Consider the following 21,422-nt stretch of genomic DNA (forward strand, 5'->3'; position numbering starts at 1 on the left):
AACTTATGACTCTACGAATCATTCCCCAGCGCTTCGCCCCGCACGCCCAAGGGCTGCTGCGCATCGCAGCCGCTCTGCTGTTCATGCAGCACGGCGCGGCCAAGCTCTTCGGCGTTCCGCATGTCGCGATGTTCGAGGACCTGAAGCTGTTCTCCCTCTTGGGCGCGGCCGGAATCATAGAGCTTTTCGGCGGCCTGCTGCTGCTGCTCGGCCTCTTCACCCGGCCTGTCGCCTTTATTCTTTCGGGCCAGATGGCGGTCGCTTATTTCTTTTTCCACGCCGGCCAGGATTTGTGGCCGCTCCTCAACAAGGGAGAGCTCGCCGCGCTCTACTGCTTCGTATTTCTGTTCTTTGCAGCGGCCGGGCCCGGCGCTTTCGCGATCGACCGCGAGTGACTTAGCCCTTCGCAAGCGAATCCCGGCGGCGACGCCCTTTCTATTGACATTGGGGACGGGGGACATATTCCCTTGCGGTATGTCCCAGACGGCCTTCACCGCCAAGCGTCGGTCTCAAGCCTTGGCGCTGCCTAATCTGCTGACCTATGGCCGCATGGCCGCCGTCCCGGTGGTGGCGGGGCTGCTCCTTGGCTTTACGGAGCACTGGGCGCGGTGGGCCGCGCTCGGCATTTTCATCGCCGCCGGGGTGACGGACTTTCTCGACGGCTATTTCGCGAGAATCTGGCAGCAGCACTCGCCGCTCGGGCGGATGCTGGACCCCATTGCGGACAAGTTGCTCGTCGCGACGACCCTGATGGCGCTCGTCGCCGATCGAACTGTCGCGGGCTGGACGATCTGGGCGGCGATCATCATCCTGTGCCGCGAAATCCTCGTGTCCGGCCTGCGGGAGCACCTGGCCGAGCTCAAGGTGCGCTTGCCTGTCTCCGCCATCGCCAAATGGAAGACGGCGGCGCAGCTCGTGGCGCTGGGCTTTCTGATCGCCGGACCGGCCGGCGAAGTCGTTCTCCCCGGCACGGTCAAGATCGGCGCGGCGCTCTTGTGGGCCGCGGCGATTTTGACGCTTTACACCGGGTTCGACTATCTGCAGTCGGCGTGGAACCACTTCGGAGAAGACGAGGCGACATGAAGGCGCTGTATTTCGCTTGGGTGCGCGAGCGCATCGGTCTGGCGGAAGAGGAGATCGCGCCGCCGCGTGAAGTCGTCACGGTCCGTGAGCTGATCGACTGGCTGTCGGCGCGGGACGAGGGATATGCGGCCGCTTTCGCCAATCCGGCGACGATCCGCGCGGCCCTCGACAAGACGCATGCGGCGCCTGACGCGCCAATCGGCGCAGCAAGGGAGATCGCCTTCTTCCCGCCGATGACGGGCGGCTGAGATGGCGCCGCGGCCGACTCCGGCGGTGCGCGTGCAAGCGGAAGATTTCGATCTTGGGCGGGAACAGGCGCTGCTGACGCGCGGGCGGCGTGACATCGGCGCGCTCGTCAGCTTCGTGGGCCTCTGCAGGGACGAGGACGGCGCGCTCGAGGCTTTGGAGCTCGAACATTATCCCGGAATGGCTGAGGCCGAGATTCGCCGCGTCGCCGACGAAGCGCTCGAACGATGGCCTTTGCAGGGGTTGACCGTCATACACCGCTTCGGCCGCATCCAACCGGGCGAACAGATCGTTCTGGTGCTCGCGGCGGCGCGCCACCGCGCGGACGCTTTCGCCGCCGCGGCGTTTTTGATGGATTTTCTTAAAACCCGCGCGCCCTTTTGGAAAAAGGAACGGCGCGCGGATGGCGCGCCCGGCGACTGGGTCAGCGCGAAATCCGAGGACGATGCGGCCGCGGACCGTTGGCGCTAGATCAGCTGTTGCGGCGCGATCAGATGCACGACCCACCCGTGGAGCGCGACGGTCGCGACGACCAGAAAGAGCGTCGCGAGCGTGAAAACGTCGAGGTTTTCCCGTGGCACGCGCATCATCGTCGGCAGCCCGACGGAAAAAACATAGATTCCATAGAAGCCGAGCACGTCCAGCCATCGCAGGCCCGGAATCAGGCCAAACAGCGAGGCGAGCCAGACCGGCGTGTACGAATAGGCGGTCAGCATCAGAGCGCGGCGGTCGTCGGTCTTCCCATCAAAATGCGGCGCAATGGCCGATATGACGAAGGCGACGATAAAAAACGCCGGCAGGCTCAGCAGATACTGAACGAAGGCGCGATAAAGCCCGCCCGTGAACGTCGGGTGCATGATTCCCTGCGGGCCGTGGGAGAAGCCGAAAAGCCATGAGCTGAAGAAGCTCGCGAAGGGCGGAAGAAGCGCCAATATCGCAATATAATTGCGATAGAGATCGAAGATGGACGTTTCCTCTTCGGAGATTTTTGCCCATTCGCTCTGCGGCGCGAGGATTAAGCCCTTGATCCGCGATAGCAACTGCATTCCGGCCTCCATTGATTTGCCGCAAGCGCTAATTACCGAGGCGGTCATGGAGCCGGGCTTGCGGGCGCCGGGTCCTCCATGCGAGGGAGAGTGCGGCCAGCTGCGGCCGGTTTGATGATCCACGGTGAAATCTAACGCGACGGGCCGCATGAGAAAACTACTGGAATATTTTTGGCCGTTCGTCGGCCTTGTCGCGGTCGTCGCCTCTTTTTTCCTTCTCTATCACGAATTCAAGGGAGAATCGGTCGGCGCCGAGGTTTGGGCCAATCTCCAGGCCATTCCGACGAGCCGCTATCTGTTCGCTGGCCTGTCGACGCTTGTCGCCTATGCGGCGCTCGCCTGGTACGATCGCATCGCGCTCCTGCACCTGGGCGTCAAACACATCAATTGGCTGTTTATCTCGGTTTGTTCGTTTACGACCTACGCCTTGTCTCACAACATCGGCGCAAGCGTTTTCTCGGGCGCAATGGTGCGCTATCGCGCCTATTCCACCAAGGGACTGACGGCGACGCAGGTCGCCACGCTGGTGGTGTTGTGCTCCTACACCTTCGGCTTCGGCAATGTGCTGCTCGCTGGCCTTTTGCTGACCTATGACCCCGCGATCATGCAAAGACTGTCGGGCTTCCTACCGGACATCATTACAAACCCGAACACAGCGCTCGTCGTCGGTCTGTCGTGCCTGGCCTTCGTCGTTATCTACATTCTCGGATCGCTCATGCATTTTCGCGCGATCCGGCTGTTCGGGCGGTTCGAGATTCTCTATCCGCGCCCCGGCATCATGCTGCGCCAGCTCTTCGCGGCTCCCTTGGAGCTCATTGGCGCCGCCGGCATCATCTATTTCGCGCTGCCGGAGCAGGGCAATCCTGGCTTTCTCGTCGTGCTCGGCGCGTTTCTCTTGTCCTTTTCGGCGGCTTTGGTGTCCCATGCGCCGGGCGGACTCGGCGTCTTCGAGCTGCTGTTCATCAATGTCATGCCGGATGTGCCGCGGCTGAAGGTCTTGGCTGCGCTGCTCGTCTGGCGCCTCTTCTACCTCATCGTCCCGCTGCTGATCGCGCTCGTCGTCGTCGCGCTTTTTGAACGCAAGAAACTCGTCGAGCGCTGGCGCCGGATAGAGGAACAGCCCCAAAAATAAAACGCCGGCCATCGCGGACCGGCGTTTCGAACGTCTCGGCGTCTGTCGCCGCGTTCACATGCGATATTGCTGAAGGCGCGTGGTCCGTAGTCCGGCGAGGCCGTGCTGGTCAATCGACATCTGCCAGCTCAGGAATTCGTCCACCGTCAGCGTGTAGCGACTGCAGGCTTCGTCGAGCGAGAGCAGGCCGCCGCGCACCGCCGCCACCACTTCCGCCTTACGCCGTATCACCCAGCGTTTGGTCGAAGCGGGAGGTAAATCCGCAATGGTCAGCGGACTGCCATCGGGACCGATGACATATTTGACACGGGGACGGTGCGTCTCGGTCATCTCACTCACTCGCTACTCAAACAGCCACGTTGTAGCGTCTTTATAAAGGCGCCGCTTTAAGAATTGCCTAAACGGATAGCCTCTATAAGCAATGGAAAATAAACTAAATTTTAGGAATATGCGGCGTTCGGAGACTTGGCGCGCCGCCCGCTCGCCCGCCAATACCAGAGCCGCTTACGCTTTTGCCTGGATTTGCTTGCATCGAGCGTCTTACGCCTGCTCGGCAAGGTTAGCGTCTCGAGCATCGACCGTATTGATTTGTCGAAGCGCTAAAAACGCGTCGTTAACTGCGTCAACCATTCTGGCGAAGCCGTGACAAGCGCCGTCTCCAACGTCTTGTCATAGCCTGACACGATCAACACGCCAATCAGGACGAGCGACGCGCCGAGCGCTTGCTTCGCCTGTTTTCCAACGGTCAGCAGCCGGTCGCGCCAACGCGCCATCGCCTGCCGCGAGAGGGCTCCAAGCAACATCAGCGGCGCGGCCGCGCCGAGACCGAACGCGGCCATCGTCGCCGCGACGGCGCTCAGGTCTTCGCCGCGTGCCGCGAGCACCGATGCGGCGCCGAGCGTCGGACCCACACAAGGGCTCCAGACGGCGCCAAGCAGTAAGCCGACGCCAAACTGACCGAACATTCCGCCGCGAGCCGCGTCGCCAAAGGCCGCGCTCAACCTGTCGCTGATCGGCCCGCCGGCGGCGGCGACGCGCGCCTGCAGCTCAGGCGCAAGCAGGATCACGCCCAGTGCGATCAGCAAAGCCGCCGCGATGAGCCGCAGCGAATCTCCATCGAGGCCGACGGCGAAGCCGATCGTCGCCATGAAAAGGCCGATCGCGACGAAGGATAGGGCGACGCCCAGCGCCAGAAGCGCCGGCGCGTAGCGATGCTCCGCCGCCGCGGCGCCGAGCACCAAAGGTAAAAGCGGGAGGACGCAGGGCGACAAAATCGAGAGCAGGCCGGCGACAAGGGCGACGCCGAAGGCGCCAAGCGCGCTCGCGTCCATCGATTTACAGAGCCTTCGAGAGAAGCGCTGAAATTTCGCCCGGATCGGTCACCCCGACGGAGCGCCCGACTTCCTTATCGCCTTTGAAGACGATGATCGTGCTTTGCCGGTTGGCCTTCAGCGTGCGGAGAGCGCTCTTCTGGCTGTCGAAATCGACGCGGAACATGGCGACGTCGGCATATTTCGGATCGGCTTCGACGCGCTGCATCGCCGGCTCCTGCGCGCGGCAGGTCGGACACCACGGCGCGTAAACATGCACGATGATCGACTTGCCGGCGGTCTGTGCGGCGGCGAAGGCCTGCGGCGTAAAACTCTGCTCTGCGGCGCCGGCGGGCGCGGCCGAAGAAAAGATCGCGGAAGCGAAAAGAAAGGCGAAAACGGCGAGTCGGCGGCGCGAAATCATGTGCTTCCCTCGAAAGGCTGCCCCTTGCGCGAGCGGCGCTCAGGGTTATGAACGAACATAATGGCGCCCCTCTTTGAAACCAAACCGGACAGCGCATGAACGACTGCATCGGCGTCATCCTCGCCGGCGGGTTGGCGCGGCGCATGGGCGGGGGCGACAAGCCGCTCGTCGAGATCGCCGGCCGGCCGATTCTTCAGCATGTGATCGACCGCCTGAAGCCGCAGTGCGGCCTTCTCGCGATCAACGCCAACGGCGACCCTGTACGCTTTTCCGCTTTCGGACTGCCCGTCATCTGCGACAGCGTTGAAGGTTTCGCGGGGCCGCTCGCCGGCATCCTCGCCGGCATGGACTTTGGCGCCGCGAAAGGCGCGGCGCATGTGCTGAGCGCGCCGGGCGACACCCCGTTCCTGCCCGCCGATCTCCGCTCGCGACTTCAAGCCGCTCGGGCCAGTGCAGGCGCGACGATCGCCGTCGCCGCGTCGAATGGGCGAACCCATCACGCCGTGGCGCTGTGGCCGGTCGCGCTGCGCGAGGATTTGCGGCGCGCGCTCGTTGAGGAAGACGAGCGCAAAGTGTCGGCCTTCATCGGGCGTTATGCGAATACGATCGTCGATTGGCCGATCGAGCCCTACGACCCTTTCTTCAACGTCAACCGACCGGAGGATCTGGCGCGCGCCGAGGCGATAGCCAAGGAAGAGTCGCGCAGCTAAAATCGACGCGCAGCCAAGGCTGAAGAGACCGGCGCAGGACAGGACATGAGCGAGCAGACAAAAAAAGAGGGATTGACGAGCAAGGTGAAGGAGGAAGCCAAGGCCTTTTACCCGGTGTTCCTCTACGTGTGGTTCCTGCTCGCCGTGCTCGGCGTGCACAAATCGGTTGTGCTGTCGCAGGCGCATATCGTGCAGCATCAGGGCTTCGCCGCCGCCAAGGCGCTTGCGTTCGCAAAGGTGCTGTTCGTCGCCAACAAGTTTGGCATCTGGCGCGTCTTCGACAAAAGGCCGCTGATCGTGCCGATCCTGGCCAAGTCGCTGCTGTTCGGTCTGCTGCTCATCGGCATGGACGTCATCGAACAGGCGCTGCTGGAGCATTTTTGGCCGGCCCATGCCGACCATGATCCCGTGGACCTCCACAATCTGCGCACGCTACTGTCGGTCGGACTGGTCACCTTCGCCGCGCTGATCCCGTTCTTTGGCTTCCGCGAATTCGCCAAGCTGATCGGGGAGGCGGAGCTACGAAAGGTGCTCTTCGTGCGTCGCGAGAATTTCGTTCCGCAGCGCGAAGCCGAGCCCGCGGCGTCGCCCGCGCCCGCGGAACCCCTTGAGAGCTAAACGAAGCCCGGATCCATCGCGACGGCGCCTTCGAGCCAGGGCGGCGTCGGCAGGTTTTGGCTGCGCAGGAAGTCGGCGTTGAAGAGCTTCGAAGCGTATCTTGCGCCGCCGTCGCACAGCACGGTCACGATCGTATTCCCGGGGCCCAGATCGCGCGCTAGCCTGATGGCGCCGGCGATGTTGATTCCGGAAGAGCCGCCCAGCAACAGGCCCTCCTGCTCGGCGAGATCGAAAACGATGCGCAGCGCCTCGTCATCGGGGATGCGGTAGGCGACGTCGACCGGCGCCCCCTCGAGATTGGCGGTGATCCGACCTTGGCCAATCCCTTCCGTGATGGATGAGCCTTCACCCTTCAACTCGCCGGTCGTGTAATAGGAATAGAGCGCCGCCCCGTACGGATCGGCCAGCCCGATCTTCACGTCCGGATTTCTCTCCTTGAGCGCCATGCCGACGCCTGCGAGCGTGCCGCCGGTGCCGCAGGCGCAAATGAAGGCGTCCACAGCGCCCTCCAGCGCTTCGTAGATCTCGGGCCCGGTGGTGGTGAGATGCGCGACGCGGTTGGCGACATTGTCGAACTGGTTGGCCCAGACGGCGCCGTTCGGCTCTTCCCTGGCGAGGCGCTCGGCGAGCCGTCCGGAAAGCTTCACATAATTATTGGGATTGGCGTAGGGAACCGCCGGCACTTCCACGAGCTGCGCGCCTTGCAGGCGCAGCATGTCCTTCTTTTCCTGGCTCTGAGTCTCGGGAATCACGATCACCGTGCGAAAGCCGAGCGCGTTCGCGACGAGCGCGAGCCCGATGCCGGTGTTGCCGGCAGTGCCTTCGACGATGACCCCGCCCGGCTTCAGCAATCCTTTCGCGCGGGCGTCTTCGACGATGGACAGCGCCGCGCGGTCCTTCACGGAACCGCCCGGGTTCATGAATTCGGCCTTGCCGAGAATGCGGCAGCCGGTCGCCTTCGAGGCGCCGTGCAATTCAATGAGCGGCGTGCGCCCGATGGCTTCGATGACGCTGGAGGCGACGGTCATTGATGATTCCTGGCGAGTGGCGGATCGTTCCTAGCCGACCGGCGGCTCCCGCTCAAAGGCGAAAATCGCGCCATGCCGCGCCTGTGCGCCCGGGGCCAGAATTCGAATCGAGGGCTTTTCATAGAGATCGCCGTAAAAGTCGTCCGGATCGCCGTGGCCTGTCCATGGCTCTACGCACAGATAAGGGGCGGGCGGCAGCGTCCAAAATCCGACATGCGGGAAATCGTCGAGCGTGACCGAAAGACGCGCGCCTTCGCCATTGTCGAAAACGAGGCTGTGGCTCGCAAGATCGAGAAAGCACAACGCGTCGCGCGTGAACATTTCTGATTCGAGCGGCATTCGCCGGCCGACAAGCGGCGTCTTGCGGATGGGTTTCGAGAAAAGCCCGCCCGGTCCAATGATGGGAACTTCGGCGCGCTCAGCCCTCTCGAATATGATCGCATGCGACGAGGAAGAGCCGGCGAGCGGCCAGCGAAAGGCGGGATGCAAGCCGCAAGCGTAGGGCAGGGGCCGGGAGTCGGCATTCGTGACAATCAGATTGTTTTCGAGCGCGCCGGCGCGAAGCTGGAACTCCACTTCGAACCGGAAGGCGAAGGGGTAGAGCGCGCGGGTCTCGGCGTCGTCGACGAGCGCGAGGCGCAAATAGTCGTTGCGCCGCTCGGCGACGTCGAAGCGCTTTTTCCAGGCGAAGCCATGGAGCGCAAGCGGATAGGTCTCGCCGTCGACGCGCACGCGGCCGTCGCGCGTCCAGCCGACAACGGGAAACAGCACGGGCGCGGTCTGGTCCCAGACCTTAGGATCCTTCGCCCAGATCATGTCGACCCCCCGCGCGCGCCAGGAAGAAAGCTCAGCGCCGAAAGCCAGGATCTCCGCGCCGTCGCCGGAGGAATGAGTGAGCTGAATCGCGTCGGTCATGGGTCAATTCCATCGTCGGACACAAGTCCAGGCGAATGCTTCGAAAATCAACGCGATCCTCCAGTGCGCCGCTTGAGCGGCGGCGCCCGCCGCAATAAGGTCGCGCCGCCACGCCCGCCACGCATGTTGGCGCCGCGCAACGCCAATGAGAAGGCCTTATGAATAGTCTCGTCTCGGACATCGGCGCCGGAGTTTTCAGAACCGAGCTGACGCTCTTTTTCTCGACGTTCACGACGCTGCTGGCGGTCATCAATCCTTTTGAGGTGCTCCCGGTCTTCCTTCTGCTCCTGCGCGAGAAAAGCAACCAGGAGCGCGGTCGCGTGGCGTTCATGGCCTGTCTCTATGCGCTGCTGCTGATCCTCTTCTTCCTGTTCTTTGGCGCGGTGATCTTAAAAATCTTCGGCGTCTCGCTCAGCATGGTGCGCATCGCCGGCGGGATCGTGCTGATGAAGATCGGCTTTGAGCTTTTTTTACCCTCGTCGGACGGCGACGGAACGCCGGCGTTCGCCCGATCGACGGGCAATATCGCCTTCATGCCGCTTGCGATGCCGCTCATGATCGGCCCGGGCCCGATCGCCACCGTGCTCGGGATGATGGCCACCGTTGAGCACTCGTCCCACGAGGCGCTGGCGTTCGGCGTCATCCTCGGCGCAATCTTTCTCGCCGTGGGCGTCACCTACGCCTGCCTCGCCTTCGCGACGCGGTTGACCACAACGCTGGGGCCGCTGGGGATTGACGCCGCGACCAGGATCGTCGGCTTCTTCGTCTCGGCGATGGGCGTATCGTTGATCTTCAACGGCGTCATGGACGCGCTTCGGTCGGCAGGCTTTGGCGGCTTGCATTAGCCGCTCTGGGAGACAAGGCTAAAGGCTGCGCAAGGTTTCGCCGAGCCTCAGATAGATCTCCCGATGCGCGTCGCGCAGTCCGGGCACCCATGGTTTGAGCTGCGCGCCGACGACCGCGTCGAAATGGTCGAACCGCTGGCCGATAGCCTTGTCGAGATATTCGTAATACCAGCGCCCCGGCTTAAGTCTTTGGCGTTTAAAGACGCCTTCGCCTCCCACCGGCTCTTCCCGCGCCGTAAAGGGATATCTTTGCGAGATGACGCTCACCGCGCCATCATTGGGCCGCCACTGCGGCAGCGAAAGGTCGCCGCCGCCCCAACCGACGATCGGCGCCTTGGCGAAGTTGGCCTCGCGCGCCTGGTAGAGCGCCGGCTGCCAGAGAATAGGATGGATCGTCGGGTCGGGCCGCCAGGTTTTGCTAAAAAAGCCGGAAGCCCGAACATGCGTGGCGTTGGTTACGAGCGACAGATAATAGGTCCCCGGATGGGATCTGAACCGCGCGTTGGCGTTGCGGCAGCCCTGCAGCGTCATGTCGAAGGCGAGATTGTCCTCGCCCGCGACGAAGGCGCCGGCGTCCAGACGCGCCATCGCCGCTTTCGCATCGGCTTCGCCGTTGGTCCATTGGTCAAGATGGAGATCGAAGGGCTTGCGCATGGCGCTCGGCACGCCGGCGGCCATTCCGAGAAAATTGAATGACTCCGCAATGAACCGGCTCGGCCTGCGCTTGAGCCGTCCGTCTTCACGATCGCAGCCGAAGCCGTAGGGCAGCAATGAGCCGTTGATGGCGCCGGCGACGCTGACCACACCTTCGACCCAGCCAGCGTTTGTCCCTTGCCCCCAGAAATCGCTGGCGAGCAACGCCTGCAACTGCATGGCGGTCTGGGCGCCTGCGCCATGGCCGATAAGGATCACTGGGTTTTCCGCCGACCATTCGGGCGCAAAAGGCTCTGTATATTCCCGCGAATAGCGGGCGTGGCGCGCCTCGCTGCTGTGCTGCGCGCCGTAATCGACCCTTCCGCCGCCGATTTGCGCGAAAAGCTCGCAGGCGCGGTCGTGGAACGAGCTGACTGGTCCCACCTTCGCTTCATGGACCGCGAAAGGTTCGCCGATCTGATCGAGCGCATCGCCCCAATAGGGAAGTCCGAATTCCTGAGGACCCCAGCCGAAGAAATCATGCACGAAAATAATATGAGTGGATTTAAGCGCCATCGCTGGTCCGAAATTCGATAGAAATCAGTGTTCGGCGCTCAAATGAGCGCGTCGTATTCGTAGATCGCGCTCACGTCGAGCGTCTCCCGCGGCGTCGCACTGCGGCCGAGCGGCGAGCCGATCGGATCGTCTATGCGATGACCTTTGAGGTCCGCGCCAGCCGTCATGTCGGGAACGTAGACGCGCCCATTTCGGGACATCCAACTCTCCCAGAGGCGATCAATGTTGCAATGATTGAGAAAGAAAACCGGATCATTGGGCGAGGAGCCAAGCAACATCTCTCCGCCAATCCAGACGTGGACGAGATTGTGCATGGAGGTCGCGGAAACGCCGTCGTCGTTCATCCACCCTTCGATGCGATTACGGAAGGTGTTCGCGTCGGCGTCCCAGTCGGGCGAATCATAGGGCGACAGCGCCAGCGCATTCGTCACATGCGCCGTTCTCGGCAGCGCATCCGTGCTGACGCCGAAGGCGCGTCGGAGGCCGCGGTTCACGGAACGCAACTCTCCGGAAATATTCGTGGAGATGCGCACTCTGAACGCGGATGGATCGTTTGCGTGAAACGCAAAAGGGCCGCTAGCGACCGGATTTCCCTCGCCGCCCATGCAGTTCGCCCCCCAGATGGCGGCCGAACTCTGCTCCTGCGGCGGCAGGTCGCCGTCTTCGGCCCAATCCCAGTAGGGCAGACCAAAATTCGCGTCGTTCAAAACCCGCTGGAGGTTTTGCTCGAAGACCATCAGCATCACACGATGCCATGGCGCGAAAATTGGCCCGCGGTGCGCCGCGTTCCGCTGCGCGGGATTTCCCGGCGGCGTCTCGATCATCATGGCGGTGACGTGCCAGATGACGAAAAGATCGTAGGTGCTCACTGAGCGCGCCGCGCCGGGAATGCCGAATTCATCGGTCGTTCGGCCGGACGCCTCTTTTTTCAATAGTTTGACGCCCTCAATATATTGATCGCGAACCCCTGCATTCGTTGAGATATTGCTTCGGACGACGGCCATCGTCTCTCTCCTGAAAATCAATGTTCGCCTGAAAATCAATGCTCGTGTTTTGAACCTTTCTTCGCTGCGGGCTTGCTTTTGCGAGCAGGAGCGGGCCGGCGCTTGTGGCTTGCTGGGGGGCGGCTCTTGCTCGGGGCCGGCTTTCGCTCGAACTCCTCGGGAAAGCCGTCGATCAGCGCCCGCACCATGTCGACCGCCGACGCGGTCTGGTAGTTCGGCAATGAATGACAATGAACCTGGCCGGAGGCGTCGACGCCGAGCGGCGCGCGAACCTTCTTTCCATCCACCAAGATCTTGTACGTCGTGACGATTTCGATCTCGTGGCCGCGATAGTGGTCATTGCGGACGGACTGCGCGCCGCCCGCGCCATGACCGGCGTGCGCTGGCGCTTTGTCACGCGCGCGCGTGAGATAGTCGCTAAGTTTGCGAGGGGCGGCCCCCTGCGCGAGCTTCTTGGTCTCCATAAGCGCTCCGCACAATTCCTTTTATGCAATCTGCTGCAGCCGTGGCGCGAAGGCGCTCGCTAAGTGCTCGAAAAATCTAAAGACTTCAGCCGAACGTTCGCCTCATCAAAACGGATGGGATCGAAAATTTTCCTCTAGCATTATGACGCGGCCAATGGACAGTGATGTCAAGTGAATCCCAAGGCGTTAGAATTGCGAAATTATTTGCGCCACTCGGACGCTCCGGCCCTCATCGCGATCGGAAGAACTTGCGTGGCTTGTCGGCGAGGCTTAGCGACTCGATCGAGGCATCAATGTCCGATTCGATGGTTCCCGCCTTTCTGGGGGTCGAGCGCTCCGTGCTCGGTCGACGTTGGCGCGGGCGTCTGGACGCCAGAGGCGAGGCGCAGGCGCTTGCGCTGACCCAGGCGCATGGCATCGACGATTTTCTTGCGCGGGTGATCGCCGGGCGCGGCGTCACGGTCGCCGACGCCGCTGGCTATCTCGATCCCAAGCTGCGCGACCTCCTGCCGGACCCCTCGTCGCTGCGCGACATGGACGCGGCGACCACCCGGCTTGCGGACGCGATTGAAAAGTCCGAGCAGATCGCCGTTTTTGGCGACTATGACGTCGACGGCGCCTGTTCCTCGGCGCTGCTTATCGACTTTTGGCGCGCGTCCGGCGCGCCGGAGCCCTTGCTCCATATTCCCGACCGGATCATCGAGGGCTATGGGCCGAATGTCGAGGCGATCCGCGATCTCGCGGCGCGAGGCGCAACTCTGCTGGCGACCGTCGACTGCGGGACTTCAAGTCACGACGCGTTCGCCGTCGCGCGGGCGCTTGGCCTCGATGTGATCGTCCTCGACCATCATCAGGCGCCGGAAATCCTGCCGGATGCGCTCGTCGTCAATCCCAACAGGCTCGATGATCTATCGGGGCAGGGAGCGCTCTGCGCCGCGGGGGTGGTTTTTCTTGTCCTCATCGGATTGTCGAGGACGCTGCGTGCGCGCGGCTGGTGGAGCGACGATCGACCAGAGCCGGATCTTCTCGCCGCGCTCGATCTCGTCGCGCTGGCGACGGTCGCCGACGTCTCGCCGCTGGCGCGGCTCAACAGGGCGCTCGTAGCCAAGGGTCTGATGGTGATGGGGGCGCGATCGCGTCCGGGGCTCGCCGCGCTGATGGACGCCGCCCGTTTAGATGGGCCACCGCGCGCCTATCATCTTGGTTTCGCGCTCGGGCCGCGGATTAACGCCGGCGGTCGGATCGGCGACGCCGGCCTCGGCGCAAGGCTTCTCACACTCGCTGACGGCATGGAAGCGCGTCGCATCGCTCTCGAGCTGGACCGGCTGAATGGCGAACGACAGGTCGTCGAAAGGATGATTTTGGAGCAGGCGGTCGCCGAGGCGGAAGCGCAGTTGGCAGGGTCCAATCGACTGTCGTGTCTCGTCGTGCATGGACAGGATTGGCATCCCGGCGTTGTCGGACTAATCGCATCACGCTTAAAGGAACGCTTCAACACTCCAGCATTTGTTATTGCTTTCAATGGAGAATATGGAACAGGTTCAGGTAGGAGTTTAAGTGGCGTCGACCTTGGAGCCGGCGTGCGGCGCGCGGTCGAAATGGGCCTGGCGGTCAAGGGGGGCGGGCATGCGATGGCCGCCGGCGTGACTTTGGCCCGGGGCAAGATCGACGAGTTTCGCGCCTTTCTCGATGAGGCGCTGGCGGCGTCCGTCGAAGCCGCGCATCTCGACGATGCGCTGGTTGTCGACGCGGCAGTCGCCGGACGAGGAGTCTGTCTTGAACTGCTGCGACGGGTCGAGCGAGCCGGTCCATTCGGGCAGGGCAACCCCGAGCCCTTGTTTGCTCTCCCCGAGCAGCAGGTCACATTCGCCCAGACGGTTGGGGCCGATCATGTGCGCGCCCGCTTGCGTTCGCGCGACGGCGCTACGGTCGACGCCATCGCCTTTCGCGCCGTGCAGTCGCCGCTGGGCGAGGCGCTGTTGAGGGGTGACGGGGCGCAGCTTCACGTCGCGGCGAAACTGTCACGCAATGTCTTTCGCGGCATCGAGCGCGTCGAGACGCGAATCGTCGACCTCGCGCGCGTTCAATGAAGCCGAACAGACTGTGGCGCCAAGGCCACATCTGTTTTCAATCTCGATGAGCACACGCTTTTAGAGAGCGTGTGTCGCATTTTGGTCTCATTCGGGACGCCTGCTGACGCCAGCGTAACTGCGTTTAACGACAACTTCACACATCAACGAGACACTCCGCAGGTTGTACCGCGCGGCGGCTCTAGGTCGCGTCGAAAATGAAGGAAGCGCCGCCGCTTGTGGGGCGGGCTTCAGTGCAGTCGGCGGCGGATCGAAGTTGGTGGCAAGGACCGTCTGGATGCGATTTGTCGTCTTTAAAAACGCTGCTCATGCGCCGCGTCCGCTCGTTCGCTCCTCAATCCTCCTTTCCAAACTGCTGCCTCTCGTCTGTCTCGGCGCGCTCGCCGGATGCTCTTCGACCACGGGATCGCATAGAAGCGCCGGCCTCGGCGGATTCGGGCAGATCGACCCGCGTTACGGGGTGCGTCCCAGCCCGCGGGTGATCGCCGAGGGCGAAGAAGTGCCGAAGGGCGGCGGCGCCTATATGGTCGGCAAGCCCTATAAGATCGCCGGCCGAACCTATTACCCGAGCGAGAGGCCCTATTCCTCGGTCGGAACCGCTTCCTGGTATGGTTCGGATTTCCACGGACGTCGCACCGCCAACGGCGAAATATTCGACAGGGCGTCGATTTCCGCCGCCCACCCGACAATGCCGCTTCCCAGCTATGCGCGCGTCACTAATTTGCGCAATGACCGTTCCATGGTCGTGCGCGTCAATGACCGTGGCCCCTATCATGGCGGACGCGTCATGGACGTTTCGCAGCGCGTGGCGCATGCGCTTGATTTTCATGGCGTCGGCACCGCGCGCGTCAAGGTCGAATGGATCGGCCGAGCCGATCTTGCCGGCGACGACGACGAAAAATTGCTTGCGACCCTGCGCGACGATGGCCAGCCCGCGCAGATCGACGCCCCGGTGATGACGGCGGCGAATGAGGACCCGGCGCGCGCGGCGCGCTATGATGAAAGGGCGGAAGTCGCCGAACTCGCGGCGCGCGTCGCCTATGAGAATGGGCAGGCGTCAGATGACCAGATGCGGGCCTATGTCAGGCAGGAGAGCGACGCGCCCATGCCTCCCTCGCGAGAGCAAGCCAGCATCGACGTAGAACCCGTCGCTTCGACCCAGAAGGCCAAGAAAGTCGTGGCGCCGCTGCCGCCAGTGCGGCCCGCGCATCTCGGCGGCCCGCGTCAAGCTTCCGCTCACAACGCCGTCCGACAGGCGCTGAACTCCTCGGTTCGAACGAACTGAGCGGCCCACGCCGCGATTGCAATTTTCGGCGTCGCGCGCCATCTTCTCCCGGCTTGCCGCGCTGCGGCGTAAATCGGGAGCGCGTCTTGCCGAAATTTCCCGGGCTTCACCTTATTCTGACGCTTTTCGCATTGGGGGCGCTTGGGGCAGCGCCGTCGCGCGCCCAGAATTTTCAAACGAGCGTCCCGCACGCCATCCTGATCGACGCTGGCACGAACACCGTTCTGTTCGAGAAAGGCGCCGACGACTACGCCAAGCCCGCATCGACCGTCAAAATTCTGACGGCGGAGCTGATCTTTCAGGCTTTGGCGGAAGGAAAACTGAAGCTCGACGATGAATTCACGGTTTCCGAGCACGCCTGGCGCACCGGCGGGGCGCCGGCTGGCGGCTCTGCGATGTTCCTCGCGCTCAACAGCCGAGTGCGGGTCGAGGATCTCATCCGGGGCTTGGTGATCCAGTCCGGCAACGACGCGGCGATTACGCTCGCCGAAGGCCTCGCAGGGGCCGAAGAATCCTTCGTGACGCGGATGAACAAGCGCGCCGCCGAGCTTGGCCTTGTCAAATCGCGCTTCGGCAATCCCTGGGGCATGGACGGGCCTGACCAAAAGGTGACGGCGCGCGAAATGGCGAAGCTCGCGGCGCACATGATCAAGACCTACCCCGAATATTACCGCTATTTTGGCGAGAAAGAATATACTTGGAATAAGATTCGCCAACAGAACCGCAATCCTTTGTTGACGATGAGCATCGGCGCTGACGGGTTGAAGACCGGCAATATCGATAAGGACAGCGGCTACGGCTTGGTGGGCTCCGCCACGCAGGACGGCCGACGCCTGATCGTCGCCGTTTACGGCGCGAAGAGCGCGAAGGAACGGGCTGAAGAAGCGCGCAAATTGCTGCAATGGGGATTCCGCAACTTCGAAGAGAAGGAGCTTTTCAAGGCCGGCGAACCCATCGGGCCCGCGCAGGTCTATGGCGGCACGAAGGGGTCCGTCGAGCTGACGGCGAAAGAGGACATCAAGGTGCTTCTGCCACGCGGCGCGAACGAGAGGCTGATGGGCAAGATCGTTTACGAAGGCCCTGTGCTGGCGCCGGTCGAGGCGGGCGCAACGGTTGGACGCCTCGAAGTGAAACGCGGAAATTCCGTCGTGCTCGAACAGCCGTTGCAGACTGTGGAATCGGTCGAGCAGGGATCGCTGCCGCGGCGCGCCTTCGACGCTATTTACGAATCCGCCGCCGCGGCCATTCACCAGAAACTCTCCGGCAAGAAATGACCTTCCAGGCGACGCCCGAAAAAGGCCGCTTCATCACCTTCGAAGGCGGCGAGGGCGTCGGCAAGTCGACGCAGCTTGCAAGGCTCGCCGAACATTTGCGCGATTGCGGTTTCGAGGTGGTGACGACGCGCGAGCCCGGCGGCACGCCAAAGGCCGAGAAGCTGCGCGCTTTCCTGCTCTCGGGACGCGCCGCGCCGCTTGGTCCGCTCGCCGAGGCGGCGCTGTTTTCTGCGGCGCGCGCCGATCATGTCGAAACCTTGATCGCGCCGGCCCTGAAGCGCGGCGCATGGGTGCTGTGCGACCGCTTCGCCGATTCGACCCGCGCCTATCAGGGCGCGCGGGGCGGGGTCGACGCCAAGACTCTGGCGCTGCTCGAAGCAGCGGCGGTCGGCGAAACGCGGCCGGATCTGACGATCATGCTCGACCTGCCGGCGCAAGAAGGCCTCACGCGGGCGGCGTCGCGGCGGAAGGGCGAAGTGGTCGATCGTTTCGAGCGCGAAGCGCCATCCTTTCACGAGGAGCTGCGGCAGGCCTTCCTCGACATCGCCGAGAGCGCGCCGGAACGCTGCTGCGTGATTGACGCCGGCATGTCCATCGACGACGTCGCGCGCGCGGTGCAGCGGCTCGTTCACGACCGCTTCCTGGCGCACGCCGCACAAGCCGCGCAATGAGCCGCGAAGAGGGGAACCCGGAAAGCGATCGCTACGACGACGCCCCGCATCCGCGGGAGACCCTGGGGCTTTTCGGTCATGCCGAGGCGGAGCATGAATTTCTCGACGCCTACCGCCGCAACAAGATGGCGCAGGCGTGGATCATCGGCGGGCCGGAAGGCGTCGGCAAGGCGACGCTCGCCTGGCGCCTGGCGCGGTTTCTCCTGGCGCATCCCGAACCCGCCGCAGCGGCGGTCCAGTCCGCGGAGAGCCTTGCGGTGCCCGCGGACCATCCGGCGGCGCGTCGGATCGCCTCAATGGCGCTCGCCGATATTTTTCTGCTGCGCCGCGCCTGGAACGACAAGACCAAAAAGCACTTCACCGAAATCCGCATCGAGGACGTGCGGAAGGTTATTCAGGCCTTCCATCAGGGGTCGGGGACCGGCGGCTGGCGGATCGCCATCGTCGACTGCGCCGACGATCTCAATCGCGCCAGCGCCAACGCGCTTTTAAAGCTCATTGAGGAGCCCCCGCAACGCTCGCTGTTTCTGCTCGTCGCGCATCAGCCGGGCCGCATGCTGCCGACGATCCGTTCGCGCTGTCGCAGACTGATGCTCGGCGCATTGTCGCCGGAAGACACGATCGCCGCCGTGAAAAATCTTGGGTCCCCCTGGTCGCAGGCGCCTGAATCGGACCTGCTCGTCGCCGCGGCGCGCGCCGAGGGCTCCGTGCGCGAGGCGCTGCGGCTGCTGGACGATGACGGCGTCGCCTTCGACGCCGCCGTGCGCCGGCTTTTCGACAGGTTGCCGCAGGTCGATTGGCTCGGCGCGCATATGCTGGCCGACAAGCTCACCGGCCGCGAAAACGAAGCGGCCTATGAGACCTTCATGCGCGCGACGCAGCGCCATCTCGACTCGCGCGTCCGCGCGCTCGCGCAGATCGGCGCCGCCCCTTCGAGACTTGCCCGCTACGCGAGCGCCTGGGACGCCATTCGCGACGCCGCCAGGGAAACCGAGGTGTTCAATTTCGACAAGCGCGCGCTGGTGCTGGGGATCTTCGATCGGCTCGCGAAAGCCGAAGCCGGCTAGATGACGCTGCATTTGGTGGAATCGCCCAAATGCAGACAACCTGATCGATTCCCAGAGTTTAGAGCGCGCTCTAGGCGAAAAACCGGTTCCCACCTTTTTCGCAGCGCGCTCTCGTGGCGGGCGCTAGCGCGCCTCCCGGCCGCTGTTCGCCATCGCGTTTTCAAGAAGCTGCAGAACGACTGCGGGGTCGCGCGGGAAGCCGGCGCGTATCCATTCAGCTTGCAGCGTTCTAAGCGCGTCGCCCAATTGCTTGCCCGGCGCGACGCCGCGCGCGATGAGATCTGCGCCCTTGATGGGGAAGGCGGGCGTCGGCGTTTCCTCGAGATAGCGCGCCGCCTCCCGCCAATCCGGATCGTCCGCCGCCGCGGCGCTTTCCGCATGCGCCAGCGCCAGCGCATCGGCCGCCGCGCGCGCGCCGCACAGGAACAGCATCTCGCGCAGATGCGACGCTGGCGGCGGCGCGTCGCGTCCATGCAAGGGCGCGAGCGTTCGCGCCGCCGCCGCAAGCCGCGCGAATTCGTCGTTGGAGAGCCGCAGCCGCTCGCGCAGCCGCTCGGCGTCTTCGGCGGTCAGCACCGAAAAGGCCGCAAGCCGCAGCACCGCGTCCGCCGATTTGCCCAAAGCCGCTTCGCGTGCGGCGAGGCGCTGCAGCCGAGAGGGATAGCCGATGCCGAGAATGACTTCGATAACGCCGGCGTGCGACATGGCGCGCAGCACGTCCGGCGCTCGGCGCGCGAGCAGCAGCTTCATCAGTTCGGCGCGGATGCGCTCGCGCGACAGGCGCGAGAGATTCTCCCGCGCGACGATCGACTCATGCAGGCCCTCGCGATCGAAGGGCCCTTCGCCATGAGAGGCGTTGAAACGAAAGAAGCGCAGGATCCGCAGATAGTCCTCGCGAATCCGCGTCGCCGCGTCGCCGATGAAGCGGATGCGCCGCGCCTCGATGTCCGCGAGGGCGTCCGTATAATCGTGAATCTCGCCATCGAAAGAGAGCGACAGCGCGTTGATAGTGAAGTCGCGCCGCTTCGCGTCCTGCTCGAAGTCGCCGCCAAAGCGCACCTTGGCGAAGCGGCCGTCGGTCTCGACGTCCTCACGCAGCGTCGTGACTTCAAACGGCGTTCCCGCGACGACGATGGTCACCGTGCCATGTTCGATGCCGGTCGGCACGCCTTTCAGTCCGGCGTCGCGCGCGGCCGCAAGGACGGCGTCGGGCAGCGCCGTCGTCGCGAGGTCGATCTCGTGAGGCGGCAGACCGAGCAGAGCGTCGCGCACGGCGCCGCCGACCACGCGCGTTTCTGCGCCCGTCTTCGAGAGCGCCGCAAACAGCGTCGCCAGCCGGGGATCGTCAAGCAGTCTCTGCGCCGCGTTCATTGGAAGCGGCCCGGCTGCAATTTTCCGTTCTCCATGTGGGCCGGCACATAAGCGCCCTGGTTAAGCCGGCTGAAGCCGAGCGTCACGACTCCGATGATGGCGATGAGGAGGCCCGCGATCGTCAGCAGCGATACGACCCTGCCATGCCAGAGCTCGCGCACGAAAGGCCAGCGAAGCTGCAACGAATGGAAAAGCGCATAGGCCACGAAGGGCGTCAGGAAGAGCAGGGCGGTTTCAACGATTGCGCGCCACATGGGCGGAAACGCCTTTCGTGATGAGGATGTCCGACGAATATACTCCGATGAATATACATGGCGTCCGTCGAGGGCGTTTAATGCGGCATGCATGAACAAACTGTCACGTCCAAATTACGGTTTTGGCGGTAAAATGCCTCTTTAACGCGCCGGTTGCGCTTGAATTGCAGCGGCGGAGAGACGAAGATTGCGCTTGGCCCTAATCCCCGCCGCTTCGCTTTATATGCGGAGCCGAATGGCGCGGGGGCTTTGAATCGCGTGCGGCGAAACACGGCAGCGCCGCTACGATGCGCCCGATCCTCTTCATAGACAGGCTGCCTGAGCACGCTGAAATGACTTCATTCGACACCAGGACAACCTCGCTCGAAACAGCCGTCGTTCAATCCGCCGAACGGGCCCTCGACCATATCGGTCGCGCCCGCGCCGCGATCGGCGCCGTCATTTTCGGCCAGGACGAGGTCGTGGAACAGGCGCTGGTGACGATCCTCGCGGGCGGCCATGGGCTCCTCGTCGGCGTGCCTGGCCTCGCCAAGACCAAGCTTGTTGAGACGCTAGGCCGCGTGCTCGGCCTGGCCGAGCAGCGCGTGCAGTTTACGCCGGACCTTCTGCCCGCCGATATTCTCGGCTCTGAGGTGCTTGAAGAGGGGGCTGACCGCTCGCGTTCGTTTCGCTTCATCCGGGGGCCGGTCTTCACCCAGCTGCTGATGGCCGACGAGATCAATCGCGCCTCGCCGCGCACGCAGTCGGCGCTGCTGCAGGCGATGCAGGAGCACCATGTCAGCGTCGCCGGAAAGCGCCACGACCTGCCGCGGCCCTTCCATGTCCTCGCGACGCAAAATCCCCTGGAGCAGGAGGGCACCTATCCGCTGCCCGAGGCGCAGCTCGACCGTTTTCTGATGCAGATCGACGTGCATTATCCCGACCGCGCCAGCGAGCGGCGGGTCCTGCTGGAAACCACTGGCGAGACGATGGCCGAGGCGAGCCAGGCGCTCGACGCCGAAGAGCTGATGGCGACCCAGCGGCTCGTGCGCCGGCTTCCGATCGGCGAAAAGGTCGTCGACGCGATTCTCGATCTCGTTCGTTCAGCCCGTCCAGACGAGGGCGACGCGGAAATCGCGCCGCATGTCGCCTGGGGTCCGGGACCGCGCGCCGCGCAGGCGCTGATGTTGGCGACGCGCGCCCGGGCGCTCGTCACCGGCCGGCTTGCGCCCTCGATCGACGACGTCGCGAAACTCGCCGCGCCGGTGTTGCGCCACCGCATGGCGCTCAATTTCGCCGCGCGCCGCGAGATGACCGTTTCCGACGTGGTTCAGACGCTCGTGGCGCGGATCGGGTGACGAGCCGTCGCTCGGCTCTTTCCTCTGACGGAGAAAGAT

The 21,422-nt window shown here is 63.8% G+C and carries 25 protein-coding genes; 14 read left to right on the plus strand and 11 right to left on the minus strand.

What is annotated here, in order from left to right; translation table 11 throughout:
• Positions 1-5 precede the first annotated feature (5 nt).
• The 4 genes from EHO51_RS06600 (at position 6) to EHO51_RS06615 (ending at position 1,800) form a co-directional block, all read left to right on the plus strand.
• Positions 6-395, plus strand: a complete 390-nt coding sequence (locus EHO51_RS06600; RefSeq protein ID WP_124738232.1) for a DoxX family protein — start codon at positions 6-8, stop codon at positions 393-395.
• 79 nt (positions 396-474) lie between these two features.
• Positions 475-1,083, plus strand: a complete 609-nt coding sequence (gene pgsA, locus EHO51_RS06605; protein ID WP_124738233.1) for a CDP-diacylglycerol--glycerol-3-phosphate 3-phosphatidyltransferase — start codon at positions 475-477, stop codon at positions 1,081-1,083.
• Positions 1,080-1,331 (plus strand): molybdopterin converting factor subunit 1, encoded by a 252-nt coding sequence (moaD, locus tag EHO51_RS06610; RefSeq protein ID WP_029648862.1) that lies wholly within the window; start codon positions 1,080-1,082, stop codon positions 1,329-1,331. Before pgsA ends, moaD begins: the two co-directional genes overlap by 4 nt.
• Position 1,332: 1 nt before the next feature.
• The gene (locus EHO51_RS06615) at positions 1,333-1,800 is read left to right on the plus strand and encodes a molybdenum cofactor biosynthesis protein MoaE (RefSeq protein WP_124738234.1); all 468 of its coding nucleotides are present in this window, start codon (positions 1,333-1,335) and stop codon (positions 1,798-1,800) included.
• On the opposite strand, the gene EHO51_RS06620 is transcribed toward EHO51_RS06615, so the two are convergent.
• Complete coding sequence (locus tag EHO51_RS06620; RefSeq protein WP_245434779.1) at positions 1,797-2,375, minus strand: Yip1 family protein; 579 nt, start codon at positions 2,373-2,375, stop codon at positions 1,797-1,799. The genes EHO51_RS06615 and EHO51_RS06620 overlap by 4 nt on opposite strands.
• A 148-nt stretch (positions 2,376-2,523) precedes the next feature.
• Between EHO51_RS06620 and EHO51_RS06625 the strand changes: the two genes are divergently transcribed.
• Positions 2,524-3,507, plus strand: a complete 984-nt coding sequence (locus EHO51_RS06625; protein WP_124738235.1) for a lysylphosphatidylglycerol synthase domain-containing protein — start codon at positions 2,524-2,526, stop codon at positions 3,505-3,507.
• A gap of 54 nt (positions 3,508-3,561) precedes the next feature.
• Here the strand turns inward: EHO51_RS06625 and EHO51_RS06630 are convergent, their stop codons facing one another.
• The 3 genes from EHO51_RS06630 to EHO51_RS06640 form a co-directional block, all read right to left on the minus strand.
• Positions 3,562-3,837: a DUF1153 domain-containing protein gene (locus EHO51_RS06630; protein WP_014889772.1), complete on the minus strand. Its 276-nt coding sequence runs from the start codon at positions 3,835-3,837 to the stop codon at positions 3,562-3,564.
• Positions 3,838-4,106: 269 nt separating this feature from the next.
• Positions 4,107-4,838, minus strand: coding sequence for a cytochrome c biogenesis CcdA family protein (locus tag EHO51_RS06635; protein ID WP_124738236.1), 732 nt, complete (start codon positions 4,836-4,838; stop codon positions 4,107-4,109).
• A gap of 4 nt (positions 4,839-4,842) precedes the next feature.
• Positions 4,843-5,241 carry a thioredoxin family protein gene (locus EHO51_RS06640; RefSeq protein WP_124738237.1) on the minus strand — a complete coding sequence of 133 codons (399 nt, stop codon included), beginning with the start codon at positions 5,239-5,241 and terminating at the stop codon, positions 4,843-4,845.
• A gap of 95 nt (positions 5,242-5,336) precedes the next feature.
• Here EHO51_RS06640 and mobA point away from each other — a divergent pair, with 95 nt between their 5' ends.
• Positions 5,337-5,951, plus strand: a complete 615-nt coding sequence (gene mobA / locus EHO51_RS06645) for a molybdenum cofactor guanylyltransferase MobA (protein WP_124738238.1) — start codon at positions 5,337-5,339, stop codon at positions 5,949-5,951.
• A gap of 45 nt (positions 5,952-5,996) precedes the next feature.
• Complete coding sequence (locus EHO51_RS06650; protein WP_124738239.1) at positions 5,997-6,569, plus strand: hypothetical protein; 573 nt, start codon at positions 5,997-5,999, stop codon at positions 6,567-6,569.
• Here EHO51_RS06650 and EHO51_RS06655 read toward each other — a convergent pair.
• Both EHO51_RS06655 and EHO51_RS06660 read right to left on the minus strand, forming a co-directional pair.
• Complete coding sequence (locus EHO51_RS06655; protein ID WP_124738240.1) at positions 6,566-7,597, minus strand: cysteine synthase A; 1,032 nt, start codon at positions 7,595-7,597, stop codon at positions 6,566-6,568. The two genes, EHO51_RS06650 and EHO51_RS06655, sit on opposite strands and share 4 nt — an antisense overlap.
• 30 nt (positions 7,598-7,627) lie before the next feature.
• Positions 7,628-8,512, minus strand: a complete 885-nt coding sequence (locus EHO51_RS06660; protein ID WP_124738241.1) for an aldose 1-epimerase family protein — start codon at positions 8,510-8,512, stop codon at positions 7,628-7,630.
• Positions 8,513-8,670: 158 nt separating this feature from the next.
• On the opposite strand from EHO51_RS06660, the gene EHO51_RS06665 reads away from it, so the two are divergent.
• A complete protein-coding gene (locus tag EHO51_RS06665) occupies positions 8,671-9,357 on the plus strand; it encodes a MarC family protein (protein ID WP_124738242.1) in 687 nt (228 codons plus the stop codon).
• 18 nt (positions 9,358-9,375) lie between these two features.
• On the opposite strand, the gene EHO51_RS06670 is transcribed toward EHO51_RS06665, so the two are convergent.
• From EHO51_RS06670 to EHO51_RS06680, 3 genes are read right to left on the minus strand one after another with little or no spacing between them, the layout of a single operon-like run.
• Positions 9,376-10,566: a lipase gene (locus EHO51_RS06670; RefSeq protein WP_124738243.1), complete on the minus strand. Its 1,191-nt coding sequence runs from the start codon at positions 10,564-10,566 to the stop codon at positions 9,376-9,378.
• Positions 10,567-10,604: 38 nt separating this feature from the next.
• On the minus strand, positions 10,605-11,570 hold the full coding sequence (locus EHO51_RS06675) for a tyrosinase family protein (protein ID WP_124738244.1): 966 nt from the start codon (positions 11,568-11,570) through the stop codon (positions 10,605-10,607).
• A 35-nt stretch (positions 11,571-11,605) separates the two neighbouring features.
• Positions 11,606-12,034 carry a hypothetical protein gene (locus EHO51_RS06680; RefSeq protein WP_124738245.1) on the minus strand — a complete coding sequence of 143 codons (429 nt, stop codon included), beginning with the start codon at positions 12,032-12,034 and terminating at the stop codon, positions 11,606-11,608.
• Positions 12,035-12,327: 293 nt separating this feature from the next.
• Between EHO51_RS06680 and recJ the strand changes: the two genes are divergently transcribed.
• From recJ to EHO51_RS06705, 5 genes are all read left to right on the plus strand, one after another.
• Positions 12,328-14,124 carry a single-stranded-DNA-specific exonuclease RecJ gene (recJ, locus tag EHO51_RS06685; protein WP_124738246.1) on the plus strand — a complete coding sequence of 599 codons (1,797 nt, stop codon included), beginning with the start codon at positions 12,328-12,330 and terminating at the stop codon, positions 14,122-14,124.
• A gap of 277 nt (positions 14,125-14,401) precedes the next feature.
• Entirely contained in the window at positions 14,402-15,409 is a 1,008-nt protein-coding gene (locus EHO51_RS06690; RefSeq protein ID WP_124738247.1) for a septal ring lytic transglycosylase RlpA family protein, read from the plus strand.
• Positions 15,410-15,495: 86 nt separating this feature from the next.
• Complete coding sequence (locus tag EHO51_RS06695; protein ID WP_124738248.1) at positions 15,496-16,683, plus strand: D-alanyl-D-alanine carboxypeptidase family protein; 1,188 nt, start codon at positions 15,496-15,498, stop codon at positions 16,681-16,683.
• Positions 16,680-17,354 carry a dTMP kinase gene (tmk, locus tag EHO51_RS06700; RefSeq protein WP_124738249.1) on the plus strand — a complete coding sequence of 225 codons (675 nt, stop codon included), beginning with the start codon at positions 16,680-16,682 and terminating at the stop codon, positions 17,352-17,354. Before EHO51_RS06695 ends, tmk begins: the two co-directional genes overlap by 4 nt.
• Positions 17,351-18,421, plus strand: coding sequence for a DNA polymerase III subunit delta' (locus EHO51_RS06705; protein ID WP_124738250.1), 1,071 nt, complete (start codon positions 17,351-17,353; stop codon positions 18,419-18,421). Before tmk ends, EHO51_RS06705 begins: the two co-directional genes overlap by 4 nt.
• Positions 18,422-18,544: 123 nt before the next feature.
• Here EHO51_RS06705 and EHO51_RS06710 read toward each other — a convergent pair whose 3' ends face one another.
• Both EHO51_RS06710 and EHO51_RS06715 read right to left on the minus strand, forming a co-directional pair.
• Entirely contained in the window at positions 18,545-19,792 is a 1,248-nt protein-coding gene (locus EHO51_RS06710; RefSeq protein WP_124738251.1) for a CCA tRNA nucleotidyltransferase, read from the minus strand.
• On the minus strand, positions 19,789-20,046 hold the full coding sequence (locus tag EHO51_RS06715) for a DUF6111 family protein (protein ID WP_124738252.1): 258 nt from the start codon (positions 20,044-20,046) through the stop codon (positions 19,789-19,791). Before EHO51_RS06715 ends, EHO51_RS06710 begins: the two co-directional genes overlap by 4 nt.
• A 332-nt stretch (positions 20,047-20,378) precedes the next feature.
• Between EHO51_RS06715 and EHO51_RS06720 the strand changes: the two genes are divergently transcribed.
• Positions 20,379-21,383, plus strand: a complete 1,005-nt coding sequence (locus EHO51_RS06720; RefSeq protein WP_124738253.1) for an AAA family ATPase — start codon at positions 20,379-20,381, stop codon at positions 21,381-21,383.
• The last annotated feature ends 39 nt before the right edge of the window (positions 21,384-21,422 follow it).

The organism is Methylocystis rosea (genome assembly GCF_003855495.1).
Taxonomy (GTDB): domain Bacteria; phylum Pseudomonadota; class Alphaproteobacteria; order Rhizobiales; family Beijerinckiaceae; genus Methylocystis; species Methylocystis rosea_A.

What these genes read in the sequence shown, in the direction of transcription:
- EHO51_RS06600 (WP_124738232.1), top strand. Translation starts at nt 6, where the DNA reads ATGACTCTACGAATCATTCCCCAGCGCTTCGCCCCGCACGCCCAAGGG.
- pgsA (WP_124738233.1), top strand. Translation starts at nt 475, where the DNA reads ATGTCCCAGACGGCCTTCACCGCCAAGCGTCGGTCTCAAGCCTTGGCG.
- moaD (WP_029648862.1), top strand. Translation starts at nt 1,080, where the DNA reads ATGAAGGCGCTGTATTTCGCTTGGGTGCGCGAGCGCATCGGTCTGGCG.
- EHO51_RS06615 (WP_124738234.1), top strand. Translation starts at nt 1,333, where the DNA reads ATGGCGCCGCGGCCGACTCCGGCGGTGCGCGTGCAAGCGGAAGATTTC.
- EHO51_RS06620 (WP_245434779.1), bottom strand. Translation starts at nt 2,375, where the DNA reads ATGCAGTTGCTATCGCGGATCAAGGGCTTAATCCTCGCGCCGCAGAGC.
- EHO51_RS06625 (WP_124738235.1), top strand. Translation starts at nt 2,524, where the DNA reads ATGAGAAAACTACTGGAATATTTTTGGCCGTTCGTCGGCCTTGTCGCG.
- EHO51_RS06630 (WP_014889772.1), bottom strand. Translation starts at nt 3,837, where the DNA reads ATGACCGAGACGCACCGTCCCCGTGTCAAATATGTCATCGGTCCCGAT.
- EHO51_RS06635 (WP_124738236.1), bottom strand. Translation starts at nt 4,838, where the DNA reads ATGGACGCGAGCGCGCTTGGCGCCTTCGGCGTCGCCCTTGTCGCCGGC.
- EHO51_RS06640 (WP_124738237.1), bottom strand. Translation starts at nt 5,241, where the DNA reads ATGATTTCGCGCCGCCGACTCGCCGTTTTCGCCTTTCTTTTCGCTTCC.
- mobA (WP_124738238.1), top strand. Translation starts at nt 5,337, where the DNA reads ATGAACGACTGCATCGGCGTCATCCTCGCCGGCGGGTTGGCGCGGCGC.
- EHO51_RS06650 (WP_124738239.1), top strand. Translation starts at nt 5,997, where the DNA reads ATGAGCGAGCAGACAAAAAAAGAGGGATTGACGAGCAAGGTGAAGGAG.
- EHO51_RS06655 (WP_124738240.1), bottom strand. Translation starts at nt 7,597, where the DNA reads ATGACCGTCGCCTCCAGCGTCATCGAAGCCATCGGGCGCACGCCGCTC.
- EHO51_RS06660 (WP_124738241.1), bottom strand. Translation starts at nt 8,512, where the DNA reads ATGACCGACGCGATTCAGCTCACTCATTCCTCCGGCGACGGCGCGGAG.
- EHO51_RS06665 (WP_124738242.1), top strand. Translation starts at nt 8,671, where the DNA reads ATGAATAGTCTCGTCTCGGACATCGGCGCCGGAGTTTTCAGAACCGAG.
- EHO51_RS06670 (WP_124738243.1), bottom strand. Translation starts at nt 10,566, where the DNA reads ATGGCGCTTAAATCCACTCATATTATTTTCGTGCATGATTTCTTCGGC.
- EHO51_RS06675 (WP_124738244.1), bottom strand. Translation starts at nt 11,570, where the DNA reads ATGGCCGTCGTCCGAAGCAATATCTCAACGAATGCAGGGGTTCGCGAT.
- EHO51_RS06680 (WP_124738245.1), bottom strand. Translation starts at nt 12,034, where the DNA reads ATGGAGACCAAGAAGCTCGCGCAGGGGGCCGCCCCTCGCAAACTTAGC.
- recJ (WP_124738246.1), top strand. Translation starts at nt 12,328, where the DNA reads ATGTCCGATTCGATGGTTCCCGCCTTTCTGGGGGTCGAGCGCTCCGTG.
- EHO51_RS06690 (WP_124738247.1), top strand. Translation starts at nt 14,402, where the DNA reads ATGCGATTTGTCGTCTTTAAAAACGCTGCTCATGCGCCGCGTCCGCTC.
- tmk (WP_124738249.1), top strand. Translation starts at nt 16,680, where the DNA reads ATGACCTTCCAGGCGACGCCCGAAAAAGGCCGCTTCATCACCTTCGAA.
- EHO51_RS06705 (WP_124738250.1), top strand. Translation starts at nt 17,351, where the DNA reads ATGAGCCGCGAAGAGGGGAACCCGGAAAGCGATCGCTACGACGACGCC.
- EHO51_RS06710 (WP_124738251.1), bottom strand. Translation starts at nt 19,792, where the DNA reads ATGAACGCGGCGCAGAGACTGCTTGACGATCCCCGGCTGGCGACGCTG.
- EHO51_RS06715 (WP_124738252.1), bottom strand. Translation starts at nt 20,046, where the DNA reads ATGTGGCGCGCAATCGTTGAAACCGCCCTGCTCTTCCTGACGCCCTTC.
- EHO51_RS06720 (WP_124738253.1), top strand. Translation starts at nt 20,379, where the DNA reads ATGACTTCATTCGACACCAGGACAACCTCGCTCGAAACAGCCGTCGTT.